The organism is uncultured Clostridium sp., from assembly GCF_934754915.1.
Taxonomy (GTDB): domain Bacteria; phylum Bacillota; class Clostridia; order Clostridiales; family Clostridiaceae; genus Clostridium.
Window position 1 is genome coordinate 1 of sequence record NZ_CAKVKB010000055.1, and the last position, 21,611, is coordinate 21,611.

The 21,611-nt window shown below is 28.2% G+C and carries 23 protein-coding genes; 22 read left to right on the top strand and 1 reads right to left on the bottom strand.

What is annotated here, in order from left to right:
• From Q0F58_RS09965 to Q0F58_RS10045, 17 genes are all read left to right on the top strand, one after another.
• The coding region (locus tag Q0F58_RS09965; RefSeq protein WP_294375789.1) for a Mur ligase family protein at positions 1-676 on the top strand (676 nt) is incomplete at its 5' end.
• Between the two features lie 95 nt (positions 677-771).
• The gene (gene murF, locus Q0F58_RS09970; RefSeq protein ID WP_294375791.1) at positions 772-2,127 is read left to right on the top strand and encodes a UDP-N-acetylmuramoyl-tripeptide--D-alanyl-D-alanine ligase; all 1,356 of its coding nucleotides are present in this window, start codon (positions 772-774) and stop codon (positions 2,125-2,127) included.
• 45 nt (positions 2,128-2,172) lie between these two features.
• Positions 2,173-3,153: a phospho-N-acetylmuramoyl-pentapeptide-transferase gene (mraY, locus tag Q0F58_RS09975; RefSeq protein WP_294375794.1), complete on the top strand. Its 981-nt coding sequence runs from the start codon at positions 2,173-2,175 to the stop codon at positions 3,151-3,153.
• Positions 3,154-3,177: 24 nt separating this feature from the next.
• Positions 3,178-4,317, top strand: a complete 1,140-nt coding sequence (gene spoVE, locus Q0F58_RS09980) for a stage V sporulation protein E (RefSeq protein WP_294375797.1) — start codon at positions 3,178-3,180, stop codon at positions 4,315-4,317.
• A gap of 298 nt (positions 4,318-4,615) precedes the next feature.
• Positions 4,616-5,431: a cell division protein FtsQ/DivIB gene (locus Q0F58_RS09985; RefSeq protein WP_294375800.1), complete on the top strand. Its 816-nt coding sequence runs from the start codon at positions 4,616-4,618 to the stop codon at positions 5,429-5,431.
• Positions 5,418-6,143 carry a DUF881 domain-containing protein gene (locus Q0F58_RS09990; protein WP_294375802.1) on the top strand — a complete coding sequence of 242 codons (726 nt, stop codon included), beginning with the start codon at positions 5,418-5,420 and terminating at the stop codon, positions 6,141-6,143. Before Q0F58_RS09985 ends, Q0F58_RS09990 begins: the two co-directional genes overlap by 14 nt.
• 11 nt (positions 6,144-6,154) lie before the next feature.
• The gene (locus Q0F58_RS09995; protein ID WP_294375805.1) at positions 6,155-6,547 is read left to right on the top strand and encodes a small basic family protein; all 393 of its coding nucleotides are present in this window, start codon (positions 6,155-6,157) and stop codon (positions 6,545-6,547) included.
• A gap of 12 nt (positions 6,548-6,559) precedes the next feature.
• Entirely contained in the window at positions 6,560-7,294 is a 735-nt protein-coding gene (locus Q0F58_RS10000; RefSeq protein ID WP_294375808.1) for a DUF881 domain-containing protein, read from the top strand.
• A 91-nt stretch (positions 7,295-7,385) separates the two neighbouring features.
• Complete coding sequence (locus Q0F58_RS10005) at positions 7,386-8,051, top strand: YggS family pyridoxal phosphate-dependent enzyme (RefSeq protein ID WP_294375810.1); 666 nt, start codon at positions 7,386-7,388, stop codon at positions 8,049-8,051.
• 13 nt (positions 8,052-8,064) lie between these two features.
• Complete coding sequence (locus Q0F58_RS10010; RefSeq protein ID WP_294375813.1) at positions 8,065-8,523, top strand: cell division protein SepF; 459 nt, start codon at positions 8,065-8,067, stop codon at positions 8,521-8,523.
• 8 nt (positions 8,524-8,531) lie between these two features.
• Complete coding sequence (locus Q0F58_RS10015; RefSeq protein ID WP_294375818.1) at positions 8,532-8,789, top strand: YggT family protein; 258 nt, start codon at positions 8,532-8,534, stop codon at positions 8,787-8,789.
• A gap of 2 nt (positions 8,790-8,791) precedes the next feature.
• Complete coding sequence (locus tag Q0F58_RS10020; protein ID WP_294375820.1) at positions 8,792-9,556, top strand: RNA-binding protein; 765 nt, start codon at positions 8,792-8,794, stop codon at positions 9,554-9,556.
• A gap of 18 nt (positions 9,557-9,574) precedes the next feature.
• Positions 9,575-10,189 carry a DivIVA domain-containing protein gene (locus Q0F58_RS10025; RefSeq protein WP_294375822.1) on the top strand — a complete coding sequence of 205 codons (615 nt, stop codon included), beginning with the start codon at positions 9,575-9,577 and terminating at the stop codon, positions 10,187-10,189.
• Positions 10,190-10,406: 217 nt separating this feature from the next.
• Complete coding sequence (locus tag Q0F58_RS10030) at positions 10,407-11,321, top strand: RluA family pseudouridine synthase (RefSeq protein ID WP_294375827.1); 915 nt, start codon at positions 10,407-10,409, stop codon at positions 11,319-11,321.
• 29 nt (positions 11,322-11,350) lie between these two features.
• A complete protein-coding gene (gene pyrR / locus Q0F58_RS10035; protein ID WP_294375831.1) occupies positions 11,351-11,899 on the top strand; it encodes a bifunctional pyr operon transcriptional regulator/uracil phosphoribosyltransferase PyrR in 549 nt (182 codons plus the stop codon).
• Positions 11,900-11,916: 17 nt separating this feature from the next.
• Positions 11,917-13,077, top strand: coding sequence for a class I SAM-dependent RNA methyltransferase (locus Q0F58_RS10040; protein WP_294375853.1), 1,161 nt, complete (start codon positions 11,917-11,919; stop codon positions 13,075-13,077).
• A 198-nt stretch (positions 13,078-13,275) separates the two neighbouring features.
• The gene (locus tag Q0F58_RS10045; RefSeq protein WP_294375833.1) at positions 13,276-14,121 is read left to right on the top strand and encodes a MurR/RpiR family transcriptional regulator; all 846 of its coding nucleotides are present in this window, start codon (positions 13,276-13,278) and stop codon (positions 14,119-14,121) included.
• A gap of 181 nt (positions 14,122-14,302) precedes the next feature.
• On the opposite strand, the gene Q0F58_RS10050 is transcribed toward Q0F58_RS10045, so the two are convergent.
• Positions 14,303-16,042: an NFACT family protein gene (locus tag Q0F58_RS10050; protein ID WP_294375836.1), complete on the bottom strand. Its 1,740-nt coding sequence runs from the start codon at positions 16,040-16,042 to the stop codon at positions 14,303-14,305.
• A 255-nt stretch (positions 16,043-16,297) separates the two neighbouring features.
• Between Q0F58_RS10050 and dapF the strand changes: the two genes are divergently transcribed.
• From dapF to Q0F58_RS10075, 5 genes are all read left to right on the top strand, one after another.
• Positions 16,298-17,125 (top strand): diaminopimelate epimerase, encoded by an 828-nt coding sequence (gene dapF, locus Q0F58_RS10055; protein ID WP_294375839.1) that lies wholly within the window; start codon positions 16,298-16,300, stop codon positions 17,123-17,125.
• Positions 17,126-17,326: 201 nt separating this feature from the next.
• Positions 17,327-18,334 carry a hypothetical protein gene (locus Q0F58_RS10060; protein ID WP_294375841.1) on the top strand — a complete coding sequence of 336 codons (1,008 nt, stop codon included), beginning with the start codon at positions 17,327-17,329 and terminating at the stop codon, positions 18,332-18,334.
• A gap of 221 nt (positions 18,335-18,555) precedes the next feature.
• Positions 18,556-19,926: a GspE/PulE family protein gene (locus Q0F58_RS10065; protein ID WP_294375844.1), complete on the top strand. Its 1,371-nt coding sequence runs from the start codon at positions 18,556-18,558 to the stop codon at positions 19,924-19,926.
• The gene (locus Q0F58_RS10070) at positions 19,907-21,037 is read left to right on the top strand and encodes a type II secretion system F family protein (RefSeq protein WP_294375847.1); all 1,131 of its coding nucleotides are present in this window, start codon (positions 19,907-19,909) and stop codon (positions 21,035-21,037) included. Before Q0F58_RS10065 ends, Q0F58_RS10070 begins: the two co-directional genes overlap by 20 nt.
• Positions 21,037-21,477, top strand: coding sequence for a prepilin-type N-terminal cleavage/methylation domain-containing protein (locus tag Q0F58_RS10075; RefSeq protein WP_294375850.1), 441 nt, complete (start codon positions 21,037-21,039; stop codon positions 21,475-21,477). The genes Q0F58_RS10070 and Q0F58_RS10075 overlap by 1 nt, the downstream gene beginning before the upstream one ends.
• The last annotated feature ends 134 nt before the right edge of the window (positions 21,478-21,611 follow it).

Below are 21,611 nucleotides of genomic sequence, written 5' to 3' on the forward strand. Positions count from 1 at the left end.
TGATTCCGATTATAAAGCATATGATGAAGTAATGGGAAGCAGAAATATCAAGTTTAAACTTAAACTTGATAAAGAAGAAGAGTTTGTTATAGAAATTCCGGGAGAATATAATGTTTATAATGCATTAGGTGCTATAGGAGTGTGTTACAAATTGGGAATCCCTGTAGAATCAATAAAGAAAGGTATAGAAGACACAGTTGTTCCAGGAAGATGTGAAAGAGTGGGAAAAGAGTATAATCTCCCATATGAAATAATAATTGATTATGCACATACACCTGATGGTTTAGAAAATATACTAACTACAGCAAAAGCATTTACTAAAGGAAAACTTATTGCTATATTTGGATGTGGTGGAGATAGAGATAAAGTGAAAAGACCTCAGATGGGCAAGATTGGAATAGATATTGCAGATTTAGCAATTATAACTTCCGATAATCCAAGAAGTGAAGATCCCATGTCAATAATTGAAGATATCAAGGCTGGTCTTGACAAGGATAATTATATTATTATTGAAAACAGATATGAAGCAATCAAAAAAGCTATTGAATTAGCAGAAAAAGATGATGTTATAGTAATTGCAGGTAAGGGACATGAAACTTATCAAATATTAAAGGATAAAACTATACATTTTGATGAAAGAGAAGTTGTTAAAGATATATTAGATAACTTAAGATAAGTTAAGAAATAAATGTATATATTGAGAGAGATGATAATACATAGGATTTTAGAATTTTATTATTATTTCTTGATTGAACAAAGGGGTGCATAATTTTGGATTTAAACATAAAAGAAGTGATAGAAGTTGTTAAAGGTGAAGTGATAATTAAAAATAATGATGGAAAATTTAATAAAATTTCAACAGATACAAGAAAAATAGAAGAAGACAATCTATTTATTGCACTAAAAGGAGCTAATTTTAATGGAAATAATTATGCTGTAAGTGCCATAGAAAAAGGGGCTTCTGTTGTAATAGTAGATGAAATTAATTTTAAGGAAAATGAATTAAATAACAAAGGTACAATTATAAAGGTAAAAGATACTAAAAGCGCTCTTGCTGATCTTGCTGAATATTATAGAAATAAGCTGGGAATAAAGGTTGTAGGGGTTACTGGCTCTACAGGAAAAACTTCTACAAAAGACCTCATTGCAGCATTTTTAAGTGGAAAATATAAAGTTTTCAAAACACAAGGAAATTTTAATAATGAAATAGGGCTTCCTCTTATGATTTTCGAATTAAATAAAGATTATGATATATCTGTATTAGAAATGGGAACAAGCAATTTTGGAGAAATAAATAATCTTGCCAAAATAGCACATCCAGACATAGCAGCAGTAACAAATGTAGGGGTAGCTCATATAGAATACTTGAAAACAAGAGAAAATATACTTAAAGAGAAGATGAGCATTACTAACTTTTTTGAAGAAAATAATTATGTTGTAATAAATTGTGAAAATGATATGCTTCAAACTGTAAAAGATGAAGACTACAAAAATGCAGTTATACAGAGAACTGGATATGATTCAAAATATGATATGTATGCTGAAAATATAGAACTTACATGTGAAACTACTTCATTTGATGCTGTATGTGGAAATGAAAAACATAGATTCACATTAAATATGGTTGGAGAACATAATGTATTAAATGCGTTGCTTGGAATACAGATTTCAAAAGATTTTGGACTTACATTTGAAGAGATGGAAAAAGGTCTTAATAATTTTAAAGCAACTTCAATGAGACTGGAACTTATAAAAAAAGATGATTTTGTAATTATAAATGATTCATATAATGCAAATCCGGATTCAATGAAAGCAGCACTTAATGTTTTGAATAGCTATAATAAAGGTAGAAAAATAGCTGTTCTTGGGACTATGGGTGAACTAGGAGATTATTCAAATAGAGCACATAAAGAAGTAGGAGAGTTTGCAAAGGAAAAGGCAGATTTTCTGTTTACAACTGGAGAATATAAAGAAAATTATAAAGAAGGATTTGGAGAAAATACATTGGTATTTAATACAAAGGATGAATTGATAAGTTCATTAAAGAAAATGATAGATCCAAATGATACTATTTTAATAAAGGCATCAAGAAGTGCCAGATTTGAAGAAATAGTGAAGGAATTATAAAAACATAAATACGAAGGAGGTGAACTGCCTAAGAAGGCAGATAAAATGGAATTAATAACAACAAACAACCTGTTTAGTACGACACTTTTAGCACCATTAGTAATAGCACTTATATTTTCATTAGTACTTGGACCTATATTTATACCTATATTACACACTCTAAAATTTGGCCAGAATATAAGAAAAGAGGGACCTAAAAGTCATCAGAAAAAAGCTGGAACACCAACAATGGGAGGAATTATATTTTTTATTTCAGTTGCAGCTACAATGTTGATTACAGGACCTAGTCTTTCAGATCCTAAAATGATAATTTTATATTCATTTTTAGCATTTGGTTTTATAGGATTTTTAGATGATATGTTGAAAATAATCCATAAAGATAATTTAGGACTTAGAGCTGGACAAAAAATGATACTGCTTCTTCTATTCTCAGTTGCATTAGCGTTTTATGGATATATGAAAATAGGAACTGGAATCATAATACCATTTACAAATGGATTTAAATTAAATATTGGAATATTATATATACCTTTTATAATTTTATATTATGCTGCAGTAACAAATGCAGTAAATTTAACAGATGGTATTGATGGTCTTGCAACAAGTGTTACAATAATAGTTCTTACTTTTTTTACAATCGTAGCTTTTAAATCTGGAAATACAGATGTAGCAGTGTTTTCAATAGCTTTATGTGGCGCATTGCTAGGTTTCTTAAAATATAATGCATTTCCAGCAAAAATATTTATGGGAGATACAGGTTCTTTAGCATTAGGAGGTGCAGTAGGTACAATTGCATTAATGCTTGGAATGGAATTATGGGTAGTAATTGTTGGATTGATGTATGTAATAGAGACATTATCAGTTATTATTCAGGTAACATATTTTAAAAAGACTGGTAAAAGAATATTTAAAATGGCTCCAATTCATCATCATTTTGAGCAATGTGGATGGAGTGAAGTAAAGATAGTTGCTGTATTTTCATTAATAACAGCAGTGTTATGTTTAATTGGATTTATAGCAATATAGTAATTTTATTGGGAGGATTTATATATGAAAGTCAATAAGCCCAGAAGGAAAAGAAAGAGAATTATGGGTGAAATAGATTATGGTGTATTCTATACAGTACTTCTTCTTGTGGCAATAGGCACAGTTATGATATATTCTGCAAGTTCATATTATGCTATGTTTACATCTAAAGATAGCATGTTGTTTTTAAAGAAACAACTTCTTTTAGTGCCGCTCGGATTAGGCTCTATGCTTTTCATGATGGGATTTGATTATCATAAGATAAAAAAGTATTCAATAGCATTATTGTTAGCATGTATACCGTTATTGTTGGCAGTTTTTCTTTTTCCAGATGTAAATGGAGCACAAAGATGGATACAGCTTGGACCATTAAGCTTTCAGCCATCAGATCTTACTAAATATGCAGTGGTACTATTTTTAGCTATGGGATTGGAAGCCAAAGGAGAAGGAATAAAAAATTTCTGGACAGGAGTTGTACCATATTTGTGTGTATCAGGCTTCTTTGCTGCATTGATTCTAGCTGAAAAAAATTTAAGTATAGCATCTGTAATAATGATAGTTACTTTTATAATGCTCTTTGTATCAGGAGCTAGGAACTTTCATTTATTTGGAATTGTAGCTCCAGCTATGTTTGCAGCTGCTACGTTTTTTACACTTTCAAGTTCTTATAGAAAAGCAAGGCTGCTTAATTTCATTGATCCATGGAAAGATGCAGCTAAAAATGGGTATCAGCTTATACAGTCTTTTTATGCATTAGGAGCTGGAGGAATAACTGGTCTTGGTCTTGGACAGTCAAGACAGAAGACTTTATATATGCCAGAACCCCATAATGATTTTATATTTTCAATAATAGGTGAAGAGCTTGGATTAATAGGATGTATATTTATAATAGCTCTGTTCTTAATATTTATATGGAGAGGGATAAATATTGCTCTTAAAGCAAAGGATACTTATGGTACATTTTTAGCAGTTGGAATTACATCTGTAATAGCAATACAATGTATAATAAATATTGCAGTAGTTACAGGCTCAATGCCGGTTACAGGAGTTCCATTACCTTTTATAAGTTATGGAGGTACTTCACTTGTTGTAAATATGACAGCAATGGGTATACTATTGAACATATCAAGACAGATAGAAGGAAAAGAAGAAATTAAAAATTAAAATGAATTTAAAGCAGAATGGTAAATGAATGTTTGCTATTCTGTTTTTTAAATAAGAAATCTAAGATTATTTTTCAGAAGATTATTTATTGGTGAATGCTTCATAATTATATTTATATAATCTCAATCAATATATAGTATCTACTTTTAATTACTACATTCTATATATCGATTTGGGTTTGATGTTTATAGTAATATGAAAAATCTTCACTCAAATAAAAATGTAATGAAAATACATGTGCAAAGTGGTATTATATATATGAAATTTATTAAATTAAGAAATTGTTATTTAGATAGAGGTGAGAAAAATAAAATCAGCCAAAAAGCCTACAAATGAATTTATTATAAGGCAGCGTAAAAGAAAATTGGTAAAGAAGATTATACTTATGTGTATAATATTGATAGTTGGAATAATTTTATTTATAACAAAATCAAATGTATTTCTTATTAAGAAAGTTTCAATTCTTGGAAATCCTGCAATGAGTGGAGAGGATGTAAAAGAAAGAACAGAGTATTTAATAGGGCAAAATATATTTTTTATTAAAAAAGGTGACATAATAAAAACAGCAGAAGAAAATCCATATGTAAAAACTGTTGAAATAACAAAAACTTATCCTAGACAAGTAAATATAAGGATTACTGAAAAGCAGGGAGTGTTTTGTGTTGAAAAAGATGGTATGTATTATGTTTTTAGTGAAAAAGGAATGCTTTTAGAAAAAACAGATAATATTGATAATAGAAATTTAATACGGATGTTGGGTATTGATGATAAAATTGATAATATGGAACTTGGGAGTGCAATAAGTGAAAACTTGAGAATGATTAATATTTTGGATATTTTTTCTCAGATAGCTGAAACAAATCCAACAAATTTTAAAATTGATTATATTGATTTAAGTGATTTTATGAATATAAAAGTATATATTGGAGATGTTGAAGGAAGACTAGGTAATGATGAGAATATACCTGATAAAATGAATAAATTGATGCATATTGTTGAAAATACAGAAATAGGTATTCAGAAAGGATATGTTGATGTAGGTTTTGATGGCTCTCCAGTGTATTATAAAGAAGAGAAAAGTGAAGAAGGGAATATTGAAAATGAAGGTGTCTAAATCACAGATATTTATAGCTTTTGTTTGCGCATTGCTTGGTTTTTTATTATCATATCAATTTAAGGTTCTATCTAATCAGAATTCTACTAATATGAATATATACAATCAACAAGATGTTATTTCTGAAATAGAGAATCTTAGAAAAGAAAAGGAAGAATTGGCAGCAACAAATTCAAAACTATCAGATGAATTAAAACAGCTTGAAGAAGCTGCTGCAAAAGATGGAGATGTGGGAAAAGAAATAAAGAATCAGCTTGATGCAGCAAGAATGCAGCTTGGAGTGGTAGATGTAAAAGGTCCTGGAGTGGTCATCACAATAACTCCTAAAACATCAATTTTTAATGCTAATTCAAATGATACAAGCAGAGATATTGGTGAAGATGAAATAGTTCATTTAGTAAATCTTTTATGGTATTCAGGTGCAGAAGCTATTTCTATAAATGATATGAGAATAACCCCACAGACAGGGATAAAAACTGCAGGTAATGGAATATCAATCGGATCAGCAGGAAGAGTTTATCCAAATGAGAAAATTGTAATAAAAGCTATAGGAGATAAAGGAAGACTTAATGTGGGAGTATCTTTCCCAGGATCTTTGGAATATCTTGCACTATTAAACTACAATAATGAAATAAAATCAGAAGATGAAATTTTTATTGCTAAAACTACTCAGTCATTAAAAAGTGAATTTATAAAATCAGTTAAAGAATAGGAGATAGTAAAGTGATTGCAACAATAGGATTGTTAATTGGAATAATATTGGGTTTTGTCTTAGATGTAAATATATCAGATAAACTTTCAGCATATATGTCAGTTGCTATATTGGCATGTCTTGATTCAGTATTTGGAGCTGTTAGAGCAAGTTTATCTAAGAATTTTCAGCCGGACATATTTATTTCGGGTTTCTTTGGTAATGCACTTTTAGCAGCACTTCTTGCTTATTTAGGAGATAAGCTGGGAATACCTATTTATATTGCAGCAGTAATTGTATTTGGTGGAAGAATATTTGATAATTTTGCAATTATAAGAAGACTTTTACTAGAACAGCTTAAACATAAAAAGATAAAAAATATGAGAAAAAAGATAAAGGAAAAACAACAGTTTGATAATATATAAGGGGTGTGCAAAGTGAAGAAAAAACCTCAAAACTTCTTTATTTTAATAGCCACTTTGTTGTTAGGATTTCTAATTTCTATTAATTTTAATATTGACAGAGAAAATAAGTATACTTCATTAAATACAATGGAATATCATGAAGCCATGGAGGAAAGATCTAGACTTTATAAGGAAATAGGAGCTCTTAAAGAAAGCAATGTTGAAGCTAATATAAAAATAAATCAATATAAACAAGATGATGTGAAAAATGATGAAATATTGGAAGATATGAAAGAACAGATAACAGATTATGAAATGTTCACAGGTTTTTCAGAAGTTGAAGGTCCTGGAATAGTATTGACTTTAAATGACGGGGTTACTGATGCAAAAAGTGAAGGATATGATGAAATCATGAATAAACTTCTTCATGATAATGATATGGCACTTGTGTTAAATGAATTACGTCAGGCAGGTGCTGAGGCAATAAGTGTAAATAATCACCGTGTTGTTCCATGGTCTGGTGTAATATGTGCATGGGCATTTATACAATTTGACGATTCAGACATGGAGTCCGCACCATTTAAAATTTATGCTATAGGTGATCCAGAAAAACTTAAAGCATCACTTTTAGAAGATGGAAGCCATGTAAAACAGCTCATGATAAAAAAACTGTTTGTTGAAATAGAAGAACGTGAAAATATAACAATACCAGCATCAAGTGCAGATAGTAATGTTGTCTATATGGAGAGAGATGAAAATTTAAAATAAAAAATTATTTTCCATTGAAGGAAATTTGAATTTTATATAGAATATAAAAATAATGAGGCAAAGAAAGGATTAAGTTTAAAGGTGCATTACAATGGGAATAAAAGAAAATATAGAATGTATTAAAAATAAAATACCAGATGATGTAAAGCTTCTTGCTGTGTCAAAAACAAAACCATTAGAATATTTAGAAGAAGCTTATGAATGTGGGATAAGAGATTTTGGAGAAAATAAAGTGCAAGAGCTTGTAGAAAAGTATGAAAATTTTCACAAAGACGTTAGATGGCATCTTATTGGACATTTACAGACTAATAAAGTTAAATATTTAGTAGATAAAGTTTTTTTGATTCATTCTTTAGATAGTGTGAATTTATTAAATATGATAGAGAAAGTTTTTGGAAAAGCAGGTAAGACTGCTGATGTTTTAATTCAGATAAACATTGGAAGAGAAGAAAGCAAAACTGGAATTTTTGAAGAAGATCTTGAAGATTTTATTTTGGAGATTGAAAAGTGTGAACACGTATCTGTAAAGGGATTAATGGTTATTATCCCTCAAGGTGATGAAGAAAGTAATAGAAAATACTTTAAGAAAACTAAAGCTATATTTGATGAACTAAAAACTAGAAACTTCAAAAATATAACTATGCAGATTTTATCAATGGGAATGACTCATGATTATGAAACTGCAATTGAAGAAGGATCTACTCTTGTCAGAGTTGGAACTGGAATTTTTGGAGAAAGAAATTATAATAAAAAATAGGAGGAGTTAATTTATGAGCAATAATGTTTTATCAAAAGTTAAATCATTACTAGGGTTTGAAGATTATGAAGACTATGAAGATTATGAAGATGAAGAATATGAAAGTGAAGTAAAAGATGAAGAAGAGACAATAGAACCTGTTATAACAAATAAAAAGAATAATAAGGTTGTAAATATTCATACTTCAACATCAGTAAAAGTTACAATAACTAAACCAGTTGATTATGAAGAAGCAACAGAAATTTGTGAAGCTTTAAAGAATAGAAGAATAGTATTGGTTAATACTACAGTCTTAGAATTAAAGATTGCACAAAGATTATTAGACTTTATAAGTGGCTCTTGCTATGCATTAGGAGGCGAATTACAACAGATTGAAAAAGGTGTTTATCTTCTTTCACCATCTAATGTTGAAGTAACAAACGAATTAAAGAATGAATTAAGTTCAAAAGCATTATTTAACTGGTCTAAATAGGAGGAAAAATGTTGCTGGAAATTATAAGTATAATATTTAGGATAATAGAATTTGCAATACTGGCTGAATGTATTGCTTCATGGGTTCCACAACTTAGATATAGTCAGTTTATGGAGATTGTTTATAAAATTACAACTCCAATACTTGAACCTTGCAGAAGACTTCAAGATAGGTTATTAGGAAATTTACCAATTGATTTTTCACCATTTATTGCTATGATTATTTTAGATGTAATAAGAGTTCTTTTAATAAATCTGTTGTATTAGATATGAGAGAAATAATAGCAAAAGAATTTGGTGATGAAGATAGAAATGAAGTGCTTAATTTATATGAAAAATGTAAATTAGCTAAAGAAAAAGATATACCTATGTTTGGAAACAATTTTTATCCTCCTAATATATGGAGATGGTTTGAAAATACTTTTAACAGCAGTTCTTTTAAAGTGGAAAGTAATGGGGTGTTTGATGATTCTGAAAGAAGGATGATTTCTTTTAATAATATTTATGAAACACCCTTTCCTATGAAATTATTAAAGATAAAAAACACTTCTAAGTTTAATGAGCTTACTCATAAGGACTTTTTAGGCGGAATATTGGCTGTTGGAATAGAACGTAACAAGATAGGAGACCTTTTAGTGAAAGGAGATACTTGTTATGTGCCGGTTCATGAGGATATTGAAGGTTTTCTTATAAGTAATATAGATAAAATAGGAAAAACGGTCTGTAAAGTTGAAGTTTTAGAACAGTGTGAATCTTTACCCCAATTTAGTTTTAAAGAAGAAGTGATTTTGGTTTCATCTTTGAGAATTGATGGTATAGTCTCAAAATTGGCTAATGTTTCACGTAATAAGGCGCAAATGATGATTGATCAAGGAAAAATTCTTATTGATTATGTGAAAGTAAGAAACAAAAGTTATGAAGTTAAAGAAGAAGAAAGAATTACAATCCGAGGGATTGGCAAATTTATTTTAGGAAGCATTATTGGAACAAGTAAAAGCGGAAGGCTGAAAGTGAGTATAAAAAAATATACATAAAATTTTAGAGGTGAAATTATGAAATTAACTCCAATGGACATAAATAATAAAGAATTCAAAAGAGGATTAAGAGGATATTCTGCAGATGAAGTAGATGAATTTTTAGATGAAATTGTTGAAAATTATGAAGAATTATACAAGGAAAATGCAAATTTAAAAGAAAAGATTACAAATCTAAATGAAAAAGTTGAGCATTATTCAAAAATAGAATCAACAATTCAAAATACATTATTGTTGGCGCAAAATGCTGCAGAACAAGCTAAAAATTCAGCTAAAAAAGAAGCTGAAATGATGGTTAAAAATGCAAATGAAGCAGCTCAAAAAATTATGGATAAAGCTCATAATGATGTGATTACAATAAATGATGAGTATGAAAAAGTAAAACAAGAGTTTATAAAGTTTAGAGCTAAGTATAGAAACTTTATGAATACACAGATGGAAACATTTGATGATTTAGAAAAAGATTTTATAAAGAATTATAATGTTTCTGAACCATTAGAAGATGAAGAAATATGTGAAAAGGAAGCAGCTGTTACAGAAAGTTCTGAAGATTTGGTAAAGGAAGAAAATTCAGAGTCTGATTTTGCAGATGATTTAAATGAAATCAAAAGCTTTTTTGTTAAAGAAGATTAATACTTTTAATTGTAATAATAAGTTATTATAATAATTAAAACATTTATTTTGTATTTACAGCTTACCTAAGGAGTTATTCTTTAGGTAAGTTTTTATTTTTTATTATAATTTTAGCAGGATATAAGTTTGAGCTAAAGAAGAATACAACTTTACATTGTAAATTAAATTTGATTATAATATAATATTTTAGAGAATATTTAGAGGAAAGGGTCTGTTTATGGAAAAGACACTGATCACTGTAGATGAAAAAGATGAAGGAATTAGAATAGATAAATATTTAACACAAATATTTGAAGATAAATCTAGGTCATTTATTCAAGGACTAATTGAAAAGGAAAATATAAAGGTTAATGGAAAAATACCTAAAAGCAATTATAAACTTAGAAAATCTGATGAAATTGAAATAATAATACCAGAACCAGAAATTTTAAAAGTTGAACCAGAAAATATACCAATCGACATTGTTTATGAAGATGAAGACGTAATTGTAGTGAATAAACCACAGGGAATGGTGGTTCATCCTGCGCCGGGAAATTATAATGGAACTTTGGTAAATGCTTTATTATATCACTGCAAAGATTTATCAAGTATAAATGGAGTTATAAGACCTGGCATAGTACATAGAATAGATAAAGATACTTCAGGGATTCTTGTTGTTGCCAAAAATGATGAAGCTCATAATAAACTAAGTGAACAATTAAAAGATCATTCAATGAAAAGAGAATATTATGCTTTGATTGAAGGAAGACTTAAAAATGATAGTGGAACAATTGATAAGCCTTTAGGCAGAAATAAGAAGGACAGATTAAAGATCGGAATAGTTGAAGATGGAAAGAGGGCTGTAACCCATTATGAAGTTCTTGAAAGGTATAATGGATATACACTCATAAAATGTGTTCTTGAGACTGGAAGGACTCATCAGATAAGAGTTCATATGTCTTCTATAGGTTTTCCTCTTGTTGGTGATCCTTTATATGGATTTAAAAGACAGAAATTCAAGGTTGAAGGTCAGGTACTTCATGCAAAGACTTTAGGATTTATACACCCTAGAAGTGGGAAATATATGGAGTTTACAAGTGAGCTCCCACAATATTTTGAAGATTTGCTTAATAAGCTTAGAAATGAGATATAAAGGCCGGTTGATATTAAGGAGGAAATTATATGAAATTAAAAGCTATATTGTTAGATGAAAAAGCTGTTAATAGAACTTTAATTAGAATTTCACATGAAATAATTGAAAGAAACAAAGGTGTTGAAGATATAGTACTGATAGGGGTAAAGACAAGAGGATATCCATTAGCAGAAAGAATTGCTGAATACATAAAAGGAATTGAAGGACGTGAAGTTCCAGTTGGGTATGTTGATATAACATTATATAGAGATGATTTGTCAACTTTAGAGGAAATGCCAATGGTTAAAAATTTGGATCTTGGTGTTAATGTAAAAGATAAGAAAGTTATAATTGTGGATGATGTTCTTTATACATGTAGGACAATAAGAGCTGCTATTGATGCTATAATTGACGTGGGAAGGCCTATAGCTATTCAGCTTGCAGTACTTATAGATAGAGGTCATAAAGAACTTCCAATAAGAGCTGACTATGTAGGGAAAAATATTCCAACATCAAAAAATGAAGTGATAGCAGTGAGCTTAAAAGAAATTGATGGTGATGATTCTGTTAAGATATATGATTCTGCCAGTGAAGAATAAAAGGAGATAAAAATATGATGTATGATTTAATTGCTACAAGTACTTTTGGTATTGAAAGCATAACAGCAAAGGAACTAAGGGCATTAGGTTATGAAGATTTAAAGATAGAAAATGGAAAAGTTACTTTTGAAGGCGATGAGATGGATATTGCAATTGCTAATATTCATTTGAGAACTGCTGACAGAGTTCTTATAAAAATGGCGGAGTTTGAAGCGAGATCTTTTGAAGAATTATTTCAGGGGACTAAGAAAGTAGAATGGAGCAGACTTATACCAGAAGATGGAGTTATGCATGTTACAGGAAAATCAATAAAATCTACATTACATAGTGTTCCTGATTGTCAGTCAATAGTTAAGAAAGCAATTGTAAATAGTATGAGTGAAAGCTATGGAATAAAGCAGTTTAGCGAAAGTGGTCCAGTATATAAAATTGAAGTATCTATTTTGAAGGATGTGGTGACACTTACAATAGATACTACAGGTCCTGGTTTACATAAAAGAGGATATAGAGAACTTGCAGGTATTGCTCCATTAAAGGAAACTTTGGCTGCATCTATGCTTCTTATTTCAAGATGGAATAGTGATTTTGAACTTATTGATCCATTTTGCGGATCTGGAACAATATTGATTGAAGCAGCAATGATAGCACTTAATATAGCACCTGGCGTAAATAGAAATTTTGTATGTGAAACATGGCCTACTATTGATAAAGAGATGTTTGAATCTGTAAGAGATGGTGCAAGAAATTCAGAAAGACATAAAGATATAAAGATAATTGGATATGATATAGATTATAGAACTCTTAAAGTAGCCATGGAAAATGCTGAAAAAGCAGGAGTAAGTCAGTACATTAAATTTCAAAAAAGAGATTTTATGGAGTTTTCTACATCAAGAAAAAATGGATTTATAATAACTAATCCTCCATATGGTGAAAGAATTGGAGAAAAGAAAGCACTTGATGAACTGTATAAGCACATTGGAACTGTTAAGAGAAGACTTGATACATGGGATTTTAATATACTTACTTCATTTGAACCTTTTGAAAAAACATTGGGAATTAAATCAAGCAAGAATAGAAAATTATATAATGGTAAAATAAAATGTTATTATTATCAATATTTTCATAATGATAAAATAAAAAATGACGGAGATACTCTTATAAAAGCTATTATTGGATAGCTGAAAATAATAGAAAATATATTTACATATATATTTTTATATGGTAAAATATATTTAATAAAATATTTAAAGGCAACGATGCTAAATAACCAAAAGGGTTTAGCATCGTTTTTTTTATCTTATTTAATAATGATGTATTTATATAAGTTTAATTTATAAACAATAAGAAAATCGGTTTTAAAGAAAGGAGTATAATTAATGGGCGAAGTGTATCAAAGAGTGGCAGAAAAATTACCTAATATGAGTAAAGCGCAAGAAAAAATAGCAAAATATATATTAGCACATCCAAATAGCACACCTTTTTTAACAGTGGAAAAATTAGCAAAATTAGCAGGTGTAAGTATAGCAACGGTTACAAGGTTTGTTATATTTTTAGGATATAGTGGATATCCGGAATTTTTAAAAGATACTCAAAAATCTATGCAACAGCAGGTAAATAATAGTGAACGAATAAAACTTGGAGGAGATGATCTGTCTAATAAAGAACAGGCTGTGTATGAAATATTTGAGGATGACATGAATAATATAAAAGAAACAGTTGAAAGTTTAAATGTGTTTGAAATAAGAAAGTGTGTTAATCTTCTCCTTAATTCAGAAAGAATATATATAGTTGCAAAGAGAAGTTCAGTTGCATTAGCTGTATTTTTAAAATATTATCTTGATTTGATGTTTAATAATGTGGTTATAGTTGAGAATATTGAACAGATGCCTAAACAGATTAATAAAGAAAGAGGCAAAGATGTAATAATAGGAATAAGCTTTGAAAAGTATGCAAGAAGTACAGTAGAAATATTTAGTCATTTAAAGAAGATAGGAGCAGTTACAATTGCTATAACAGATAGTATGCTTTCACCTCTTGTTCCATATGCTGATGTTACCCTTACAGCATTGAGTAAAGGTTCAAAAGCAATAGAATCTTTTGTGGCACCATTAAGTCTTATAAATGCTTTAATAGTATCTATTGAAGCTGAAAAAGAAGAGTGTTTTAACAATAATGTACATATGTTAGAGGAAACTATGAAGAAATTTGATTTATTCATATAATATTCTATTAATGCTTTTAATAAAAAAGAAATGGACAGACATACAAGTTTGTTCATTTCTTTTGTTTTAATACATATTACTAATTAAAATTACAATAACATATGAAATAACATAATAATAAAAGAAATATTGCATAGATTTTATCATTCATTGTTAATTGCAGCATATACATTATTACATCTTATATCTGATCATCAAATTTCTCTGAAAAATCATTAGGATTTATAACAATAGTTTTATTAGTATGATATATTACCATTCCAGGTTTTGCACCATTAGGTTTTTTTAATTCTTTTACTTTAGTATAATCAATAGATAATTTAGAAGAATTTTTTCCTTTACTATAATAGCCTGCAATAATAGCTGCTTCTTCCAATGTTGAATTTGGAACATCAAATGCACAGACAATTACATGAGAGCCAGGAATATCTTTTGCATGAAGCCATAAGTAATTCTTATTAGCAAATTTCAAACTTAAATAATCGTTTTGAATATTATTTTTTCCTACATATATATCAATGTTATCGCTTGATACAAAGTGATGTGGTTTTGATGTTTTACTCTTTTTTGAATTTTTAGAGTGCTTTTTGAATTTTATATATCCTGTTTCAACAAGTTCATTTTTTATTTCATCGATTTCATCATAAGTTTCAGCATTTAATATATTTGTAAGAACAGAATTGAGATATTTTATTTCTGCTTCATTTTTAGAGAGCTGCATTTGTGCGTATTCTTCTGAAACTTTGAGCTTATTATATTTTTTATAATATTTCTGCACATTTTCAGAAGGTGTTTTATTGCTGTCTAATTTTATAGTCATATATTCTTCTTCGTTTTCATTATAAAAATTTAAAAGAGTACATTCTGAATCGCCTTTTTTTATTGTATATATAAATGAAGTGAGAAGATCACCTTTTATTCTTAAATCTTCTTTTTCTTCACATTCCTTCAATGTTTCATTAAGTATATTTGATTTTTTTCTGCATCGCTCTATATTAGTATGAATAAGTTTTTGAAGGTCTGTTGATTTATTTTGAAGTCTATCTTGTTTATCTTTTTTACTATAAAAATCATCCATTAGTTTATTTGGGTCATCATAGTTTATTGAATTATAGTCTTTTTCAAGAAAAGGAAGATCTAAAGAATAGAAATCTTTGATTAATCCAGTTTTTGTAGTATATATTTTAAAAGAAATATTTTCATCAAGATTATCTATTAATTCTTTAAAATTATTATAAATTTCAATTCTTGTAGGAGAAGCTATTTTTTGAGAAAGTATATAGTATAAATCCTGAGATAACAATCTGCTTACTCCTGTAAAACATGAAGAATAGAATTTATCATCAAAAACTATGCTTTTTATACTTATATAATTATTGAATTCTTCATAGGTACAGTTAAAAGGATTCAATTTTTCTGATTTTGGTGGAAATATGTAATTTACTCCAGGATAAAGAACTCTATAACTGTTTATATCTGGAGTTATATGTTTTATTGATTCCATTACTTTATTATCTCTATTTCTTACAAGAGTTATGTTTGAATGACGTCCCATTATTTCTACTATAAGTGAATATACACTGTCAAATCCTAATTCATCTCTGTTTTCTATTTCTAAAATAATTATTCTATCACTATCTTTTTGTGTGACTTTTATAATTCTTCCGCCTAATATGTATTTTCTCAAAACCATTAGATACATAGGGGCCTTTATTGGATTCTCTTTTACTGTGTTAGTTAAATGAATTCTTGCAAATCGTGGAGATGAAGAAATTAAAAGTTTCAAATTTTTACGGTCTTTTCTTATTGTTAATATTATTTCATCCTTCTCAGGCTGATTTATTTTATCTATTTTAGATCCCAAAAGAGTATTTTCTAATGATTTCATCAAACTGTTTAAATATATTCCATCTAATGCCATTGTTGTTCACCTTTCTTTGATAATACTAAGAATAGTATAACATTATAAGAAGAAGATTATCAATTCAATTGATATATGAATAATTAATTAGTTTTTTTCCTAAAACAAATAGAGTTTATTTTACTTAAAAGAGACAATAAATATTATAAATTTATGAAAAATTTATAATATTTATTGTAATTTAGCTTCAATACTTTTATTATTTAATAAGTAGTATTTAATTTATGAAGATCAATTAGAATTGGGGGAAGAATAATGAAGTTTTATAAGATGCAGGGTGCAGGAAATGATTTTGTATTTATAGAGGATTTTGAAAATAAAATAGAAGATGAATGTAAATTAGCAGTAAAACTGTGTGACAGACATTATGGAATTGGTGCAGATGGTCTTGTAATAGTGAGAAAATCAGAAGAGGCAGAAGCTAAAATGGTTATAATTAATGCAGATGGCTCAAGGGCAAATATGTGTGGAAATGCAATAAGATGTTTTGGAAAGTATGTATTTGAACATAAATTAGTTGATAAAACTGAATTTCCAGTAGAAACTGGAGATGGAATAAAAGTGATAGAAATAATTCTTGAAAATGAGAAAGTGAAGTATGTAAAAGTATATATGGGAAAACCATCATACAAAGCAGAAGATATTCCATTGAATCAAAAGGAATCATTTATAGATAGTGAAATTGTTTCAAATGGGAAAACATACAAAGCTACTACAGTTCTTGTTGGTGTACCACATACTGTTATTTTTGAAGATAAAGAAAAGTATACAGCAACTGAAGACGGTCCTAATTTAGAAAAAAATAAACTTTTTAAGGAAGGAAGCAATATAAATTTTGTAAAAGTAATAGATGATACACATATAGAAGTAAACACATGGGAAAGAGGAGCAGGAGCTACATTGGCATGTGGAACTGGATGTTCAGCATCAGTGGTTGTTGCAAAAAAACTTGGGTTAGTGGATAAAGAAAAGGAGATTTTTGTGAAAGCTCCTGGTGGAGAACTTATTATTGAAGTTGCTGGTGATGATGTATATATGAAAGGACCAGCAGAAGTATCTTTTGAAGGAAAAGTAGAAATTTAATAAAAAATGTATATAATGAAATTTTGGTGCTGGTAAAATTTGTTTTATGTGAATGGAAAATATATATGTTTTAATAATAAAAAAATATTGCAAAAATTTTAATATTCATTGTGGTTTTTTAATTGAAACATATATATTTTAATCATGACCGCCACATATAAAATAACAGCTGGAACTAAATAATAATTAAGAGGGATAAAAATGAAAAAATATAAAAGAAGGTTTTTAGGTATTTTGGCTTTCAGTGTATTTTCTCTGTTCAGTTTAGGCTGCAGTCAAAAAGAAGGTGAAGTGCAGGATAATCTGGCAGAGCATGTAAAATTAAATTCAGGGGCAGTTTTGAAAAGTGAAGATGGCGGATATAATTTATATGATTATAACGATAAATATATAAAGGCTGAAAATAATAAACTTATATTGACTTATGATAAAGATAGCGGCAGCTATGTATACATAAATGAAAATAATACTTTTGCAATTCATGGGGAAAATGAATATAAAATTGAGCAGAAGGATTATTTGAATATGAAGTTATCTCCTAAAGGGAAGTACATTTCATATTTTATTGATGATAATGGAATGAAAATGAAAGTAATAAATATTGAAGAAAATAAGGAAATGAAAATAAATTCTAATGTATCCATATCCGGTACCCTATATGACTGGTATGATGATAAAACCCTTGTATATTATGGGGTTAGTGATGAAGGAATAAATGGTTTGTTTTTATATGATATTGAAACGAATAAAGAAGAACTTTTATATAAATTGAAAGAGGGATATGTTGCATATTTAAAAGGAACTATTGATAATATACTATTTCTTCAACTTAATTTTGATAATGAAAGGCAGCTTGTAATTCTGGATAAGGATACAAAAGATGTAGAAATACTTCTGGAAGATGTGGAAGAAATCAAAGATGTAATATGTGTTGACAGTAATGTATTTTTTGCAGGAAGAGTAAAAGATAATGTGAATTCATTATATGAAATAAACAAAGGCTGTGCCAAAAGAATGGTTTATGATTTTCCATCAGTAGTTGATATTGAAAAGGGAATCAAAAAAGATGATAGCAATAATATATTATTTATAGGAAGGAACAGTCAAGAAAATGGAAAAGAACAGGTATATATTTATTCAAAAGATGGAAGTGTCAGCAGTATTTCAGATGAAGCATCAGATTATGCCTTTGTAGAATACATAAATTAATTAGAAATATTATATTTAAATTATGAAATTAATATAGGTTAAATTATCTTGGATAAAGATATAATTTAATATTGATAATATTCAGCAGATTAGAAGAAAATCTAATCTGCTGTTTTTATGTTTTGGATGAAAATATAAGTACATTTTATAAAATATTTTTGAAAAGCATGAATATACACAAAAAATATTGTCCATAATTAAACTAAATATGGAGATAGAGGGTGGTATTTATAGAAAAGTTCAACATAAAAAATATTGATTTGAGGACTGTTAAGCGTTTCAGCAGAGAAATGTGTGAAAAATATAATGTTATCCCAATTAGAGAAAATTCAGAAAATATATTTTTGTTAAGTAAAGATGAAGAAGAAATAGAAGAAGAATCTTTGAGATTTTTTATGAAAAAAAACATTATATTTGAAAGAACCTCACAAAAAAATTTTGAAAAAATTATTAATATGTTTTTTCCTTTCAAAGGAGAAAACTTGGAGGAAGAAATTATATTTAAAGCAATAAAAGATAATGCAAATGATATACATTTCGAACCTAAATCTGACTGGGTAGATATAAGATATAGAATAAATGGATCTCTTGTCCTTGTATATAAAATATCAAGTGAAGATTATGTGAAAATTGTTTCAAAAATAAAAATTATGGGGAAGATGGATATTGCAGAAAAGCGGAGGCCACAAGATGGAAAGATGGTCATTAATTATAATGACAAAAAATATGATTTAAGAATTTCTACTATTCCAGTAATTCATGGAGAAAAAATTGTAATAAGGATTTTATATTGCGATAGTTTTAATTACACATTAGAGGAATTGGGATTTGGAGAAGAAAAGATAGATAGTATAAGGAAGATGATTTCCTGCAAAAATGGAATGGTGATAGTATGTGGTCCAACAGGTTCAGGAAAAACAAGTACACTTTATACTATTTTAAAAGAAAGTGATACTGAAGGGATGAACATAACAACCTTGGAAGATCCAGTAGAAATAGAAATGATAAATATTAACCAGATGAGTCTTAATAAAAAATTAGATATAACATTTGCAAATGGATTAAAGAGTCTTTTAAGACAGGATCCAGATATAATTATGGTAGGGGAAATAAGAGATGAAGAAACTGCTCAGATAAGTGTTAATGCTTCAATAACAGGACATAAAGTTTATAGTACACTTCATTGCAAATCTCCTGAAGAAGTATTTATGAGATTAGAAAATATGGGAGTGAAAGAATATATGATTAAAGAAAGTCTTATAGGGGTAATTTCTCAAAGGTTGATAAAAATATTATGCAAAAAATGCAAATCTGAGGATGAAAATACGAGATTTAAAGACTATAAGATATATAAAAAATGTGGATGTAAATATTGTGGATTTACAGGATATGAAGGAAGGAAAGTTGTAAGTTCAGTCTGTTATTATAATTCTGGGTTTGGTGAAAAAAATATAAATAAGAAATCATATGATTCTTCCAATAAAGCCATGAAAGAAGATTTGGAAAGGCTGCTTGTAAATGGAATGATATCATATGAAGATTATGATGAGTTTATAAGAGGAGAAAGACTGAATGAAGAGGAATATGTTTGATTATATAAAGTTTTCCTTAATCTCATGGTTAAAAAATATAAGAAGAATATCTAATAGCATAGATGTAAAATTTCAAAGATTAATTAAACCCATGAAAGAAAGACAGGTTTCATTTATAGCAAAAAATCTTGGCGAAATCTATAAGGATGGCATACCAATAGATAAGGCTTTATTATTAGTTCAGGAAAGTGTTTCAGATAAAAAATATAAAGCTAGTTTAGGAAAGATTTTTAGAGAAATAAGAAGCGGAAAAAGTTTAAGTGAAGGTTTTAAACAAAATAACGATTTATACCCTAAATTATTTACTACATTCATATCTATTGGAGAGAATACAGGAAGGTTATATGATTCATTGATATATGTCGGCAGACATTATGAAAGAATAAAGGTAATTAAAGAAAATATAAAAAGAGCAAGTGTATACCCTTGTTTTATATTGTGTTCAATAGTTCTTGCTATAGTTATTTTTATAGGACATATAATTCCGGGTTTTTATGGAATTTATCAATCCATGGGTATTGATCCTTCTAATTTATATAAAAGTGTGTATGAATTTCAAAGAAGTTTTAAGGAAAGTTATATAAGCGGTTTTTCATATATTTTTTGCTGGAGTGCTATAGTACTTATTATAATCAGAATGGCTATTAATAATGACAAATTAAATTATATGTTGAAATTAAAAATAGTGAAAGAAATTTTTGAATATATGATTATTTTAAATCTTGCAATTATTACTAATTCAGGAATGAGCATTTTGGAAGGAATTAACTGTTGTATTGAAAGCACATCCTTTGAATATATGAATAAAAAAATGATAGATATAAGAAATTGTATTATTAGAGGAAATACATTAAGTGAGGCATTAGAAGAAAGCAGGACTATATCTAACTATTCTATAGCTGTTGTAAAGATAAAAGAGGAAACTGGAAAGATTTCAGAAGCATTTGAAAATTTATCTGAAAAATTAGAAAACGATATTCAAAAAAGAGTGGACAGATGCTTGAAGTCATTAGGACCTGTTCTTGTAGTTGTAATGGGAATAATAGTGTGCATATTTATTCTATTTTTTATGCTTCCGCTTTTTACACAGCTTCAGAAAGGAATTGGTTAATGAATAAAAGAAAAGGATTTACGCTTATAGAAATAAATATCTGTATTTTTATGATAATGATCATATTTACAGCAACTATATCTTTATCTGCTATGGAGAGAACTATAAAAAAAGATATGGAACATGAAGCTGATACTTATGAAATTCAGAATTTATGCACTTTAGGTAAACTTATATGTAGAAGTGAAAATAGCAGTGGGTATTTAGTAACAAATTCTTATGAAAATGAAGCATATTTTGGCTGTAATTCTAAAGGGAATATGGCAGTTAAGATAATTGAGTTATCACCTTATTCATATTTTACTGATAAAAGAATAAGAATGGAGTTATCTAATGATGGTAAATTTAGAGGAGGAAGAACAATTTTTATAAAAAATGGAGATGAAATAAAAAATGTAACTATTGGAGTAGGAGTGGATACAGTCAGAATAAAAGAATGATATATGTTGTAATTGATAATACATGATAGATAATTGACAATGAAAAATAAAAGATTTGTAAGATTTTTTTGATTATGTTTTAGAATATATAATTAATATTAAAAAGGGAAGCGTTTTATGAGAAAGAAAAAAGG

Coding starts and splice junctions, on each gene's coding strand:
- Q0F58_RS10020 (WP_294375820.1), top strand. CDS start 8,792: ATGAGAGAAATAATAGCAAAAGAATTTGGTGATGAAGATAGAAATGAA.
- Q0F58_RS10015 (WP_294375818.1), top strand. CDS start 8,532: ATGTTGCTGGAAATTATAAGTATAATATTTAGGATAATAGAATTTGCA.
- Q0F58_RS10010 (WP_294375813.1), top strand. CDS start 8,065: ATGAGCAATAATGTTTTATCAAAAGTTAAATCATTACTAGGGTTTGAA.
- Q0F58_RS10075 (WP_294375850.1), top strand. CDS start 21,037: ATGAATAAAAGAAAAGGATTTACGCTTATAGAAATAAATATCTGTATT.
- pyrR (WP_294375831.1), top strand. CDS start 11,351: ATGAAATTAAAAGCTATATTGTTAGATGAAAAAGCTGTTAATAGAACT.
- dapF (WP_294375839.1), top strand. CDS start 16,298: ATGAAGTTTTATAAGATGCAGGGTGCAGGAAATGATTTTGTATTTATA.
- Q0F58_RS10060 (WP_294375841.1), top strand. CDS start 17,327: ATGAAAAAATATAAAAGAAGGTTTTTAGGTATTTTGGCTTTCAGTGTA.
- spoVE (WP_294375797.1), top strand. CDS start 3,178: ATGAAAGTCAATAAGCCCAGAAGGAAAAGAAAGAGAATTATGGGTGAA.
- Q0F58_RS10025 (WP_294375822.1), top strand. CDS start 9,575: ATGAAATTAACTCCAATGGACATAAATAATAAAGAATTCAAAAGAGGA.
- Q0F58_RS10030 (WP_294375827.1), top strand. CDS start 10,407: ATGGAAAAGACACTGATCACTGTAGATGAAAAAGATGAAGGAATTAGA.
- Q0F58_RS10050 (WP_294375836.1), bottom strand. CDS start 16,042: ATGGCATTAGATGGAATATATTTAAACAGTTTGATGAAATCATTAGAA.
- Q0F58_RS09990 (WP_294375802.1), top strand. CDS start 5,418: ATGAAGGTGTCTAAATCACAGATATTTATAGCTTTTGTTTGCGCATTG.
- Q0F58_RS10045 (WP_294375833.1), top strand. CDS start 13,276: ATGGGCGAAGTGTATCAAAGAGTGGCAGAAAAATTACCTAATATGAGT.
- mraY (WP_294375794.1), top strand. CDS start 2,173: ATGGAATTAATAACAACAAACAACCTGTTTAGTACGACACTTTTAGCA.
- Q0F58_RS10070 (WP_294375847.1), top strand. CDS start 19,907: ATGAAGAGGAATATGTTTGATTATATAAAGTTTTCCTTAATCTCATGG.
- Q0F58_RS10040 (WP_294375853.1), top strand. CDS start 11,917: ATGTATGATTTAATTGCTACAAGTACTTTTGGTATTGAAAGCATAACA.
- Q0F58_RS10005 (WP_294375810.1), top strand. CDS start 7,386: ATGGGAATAAAAGAAAATATAGAATGTATTAAAAATAAAATACCAGAT.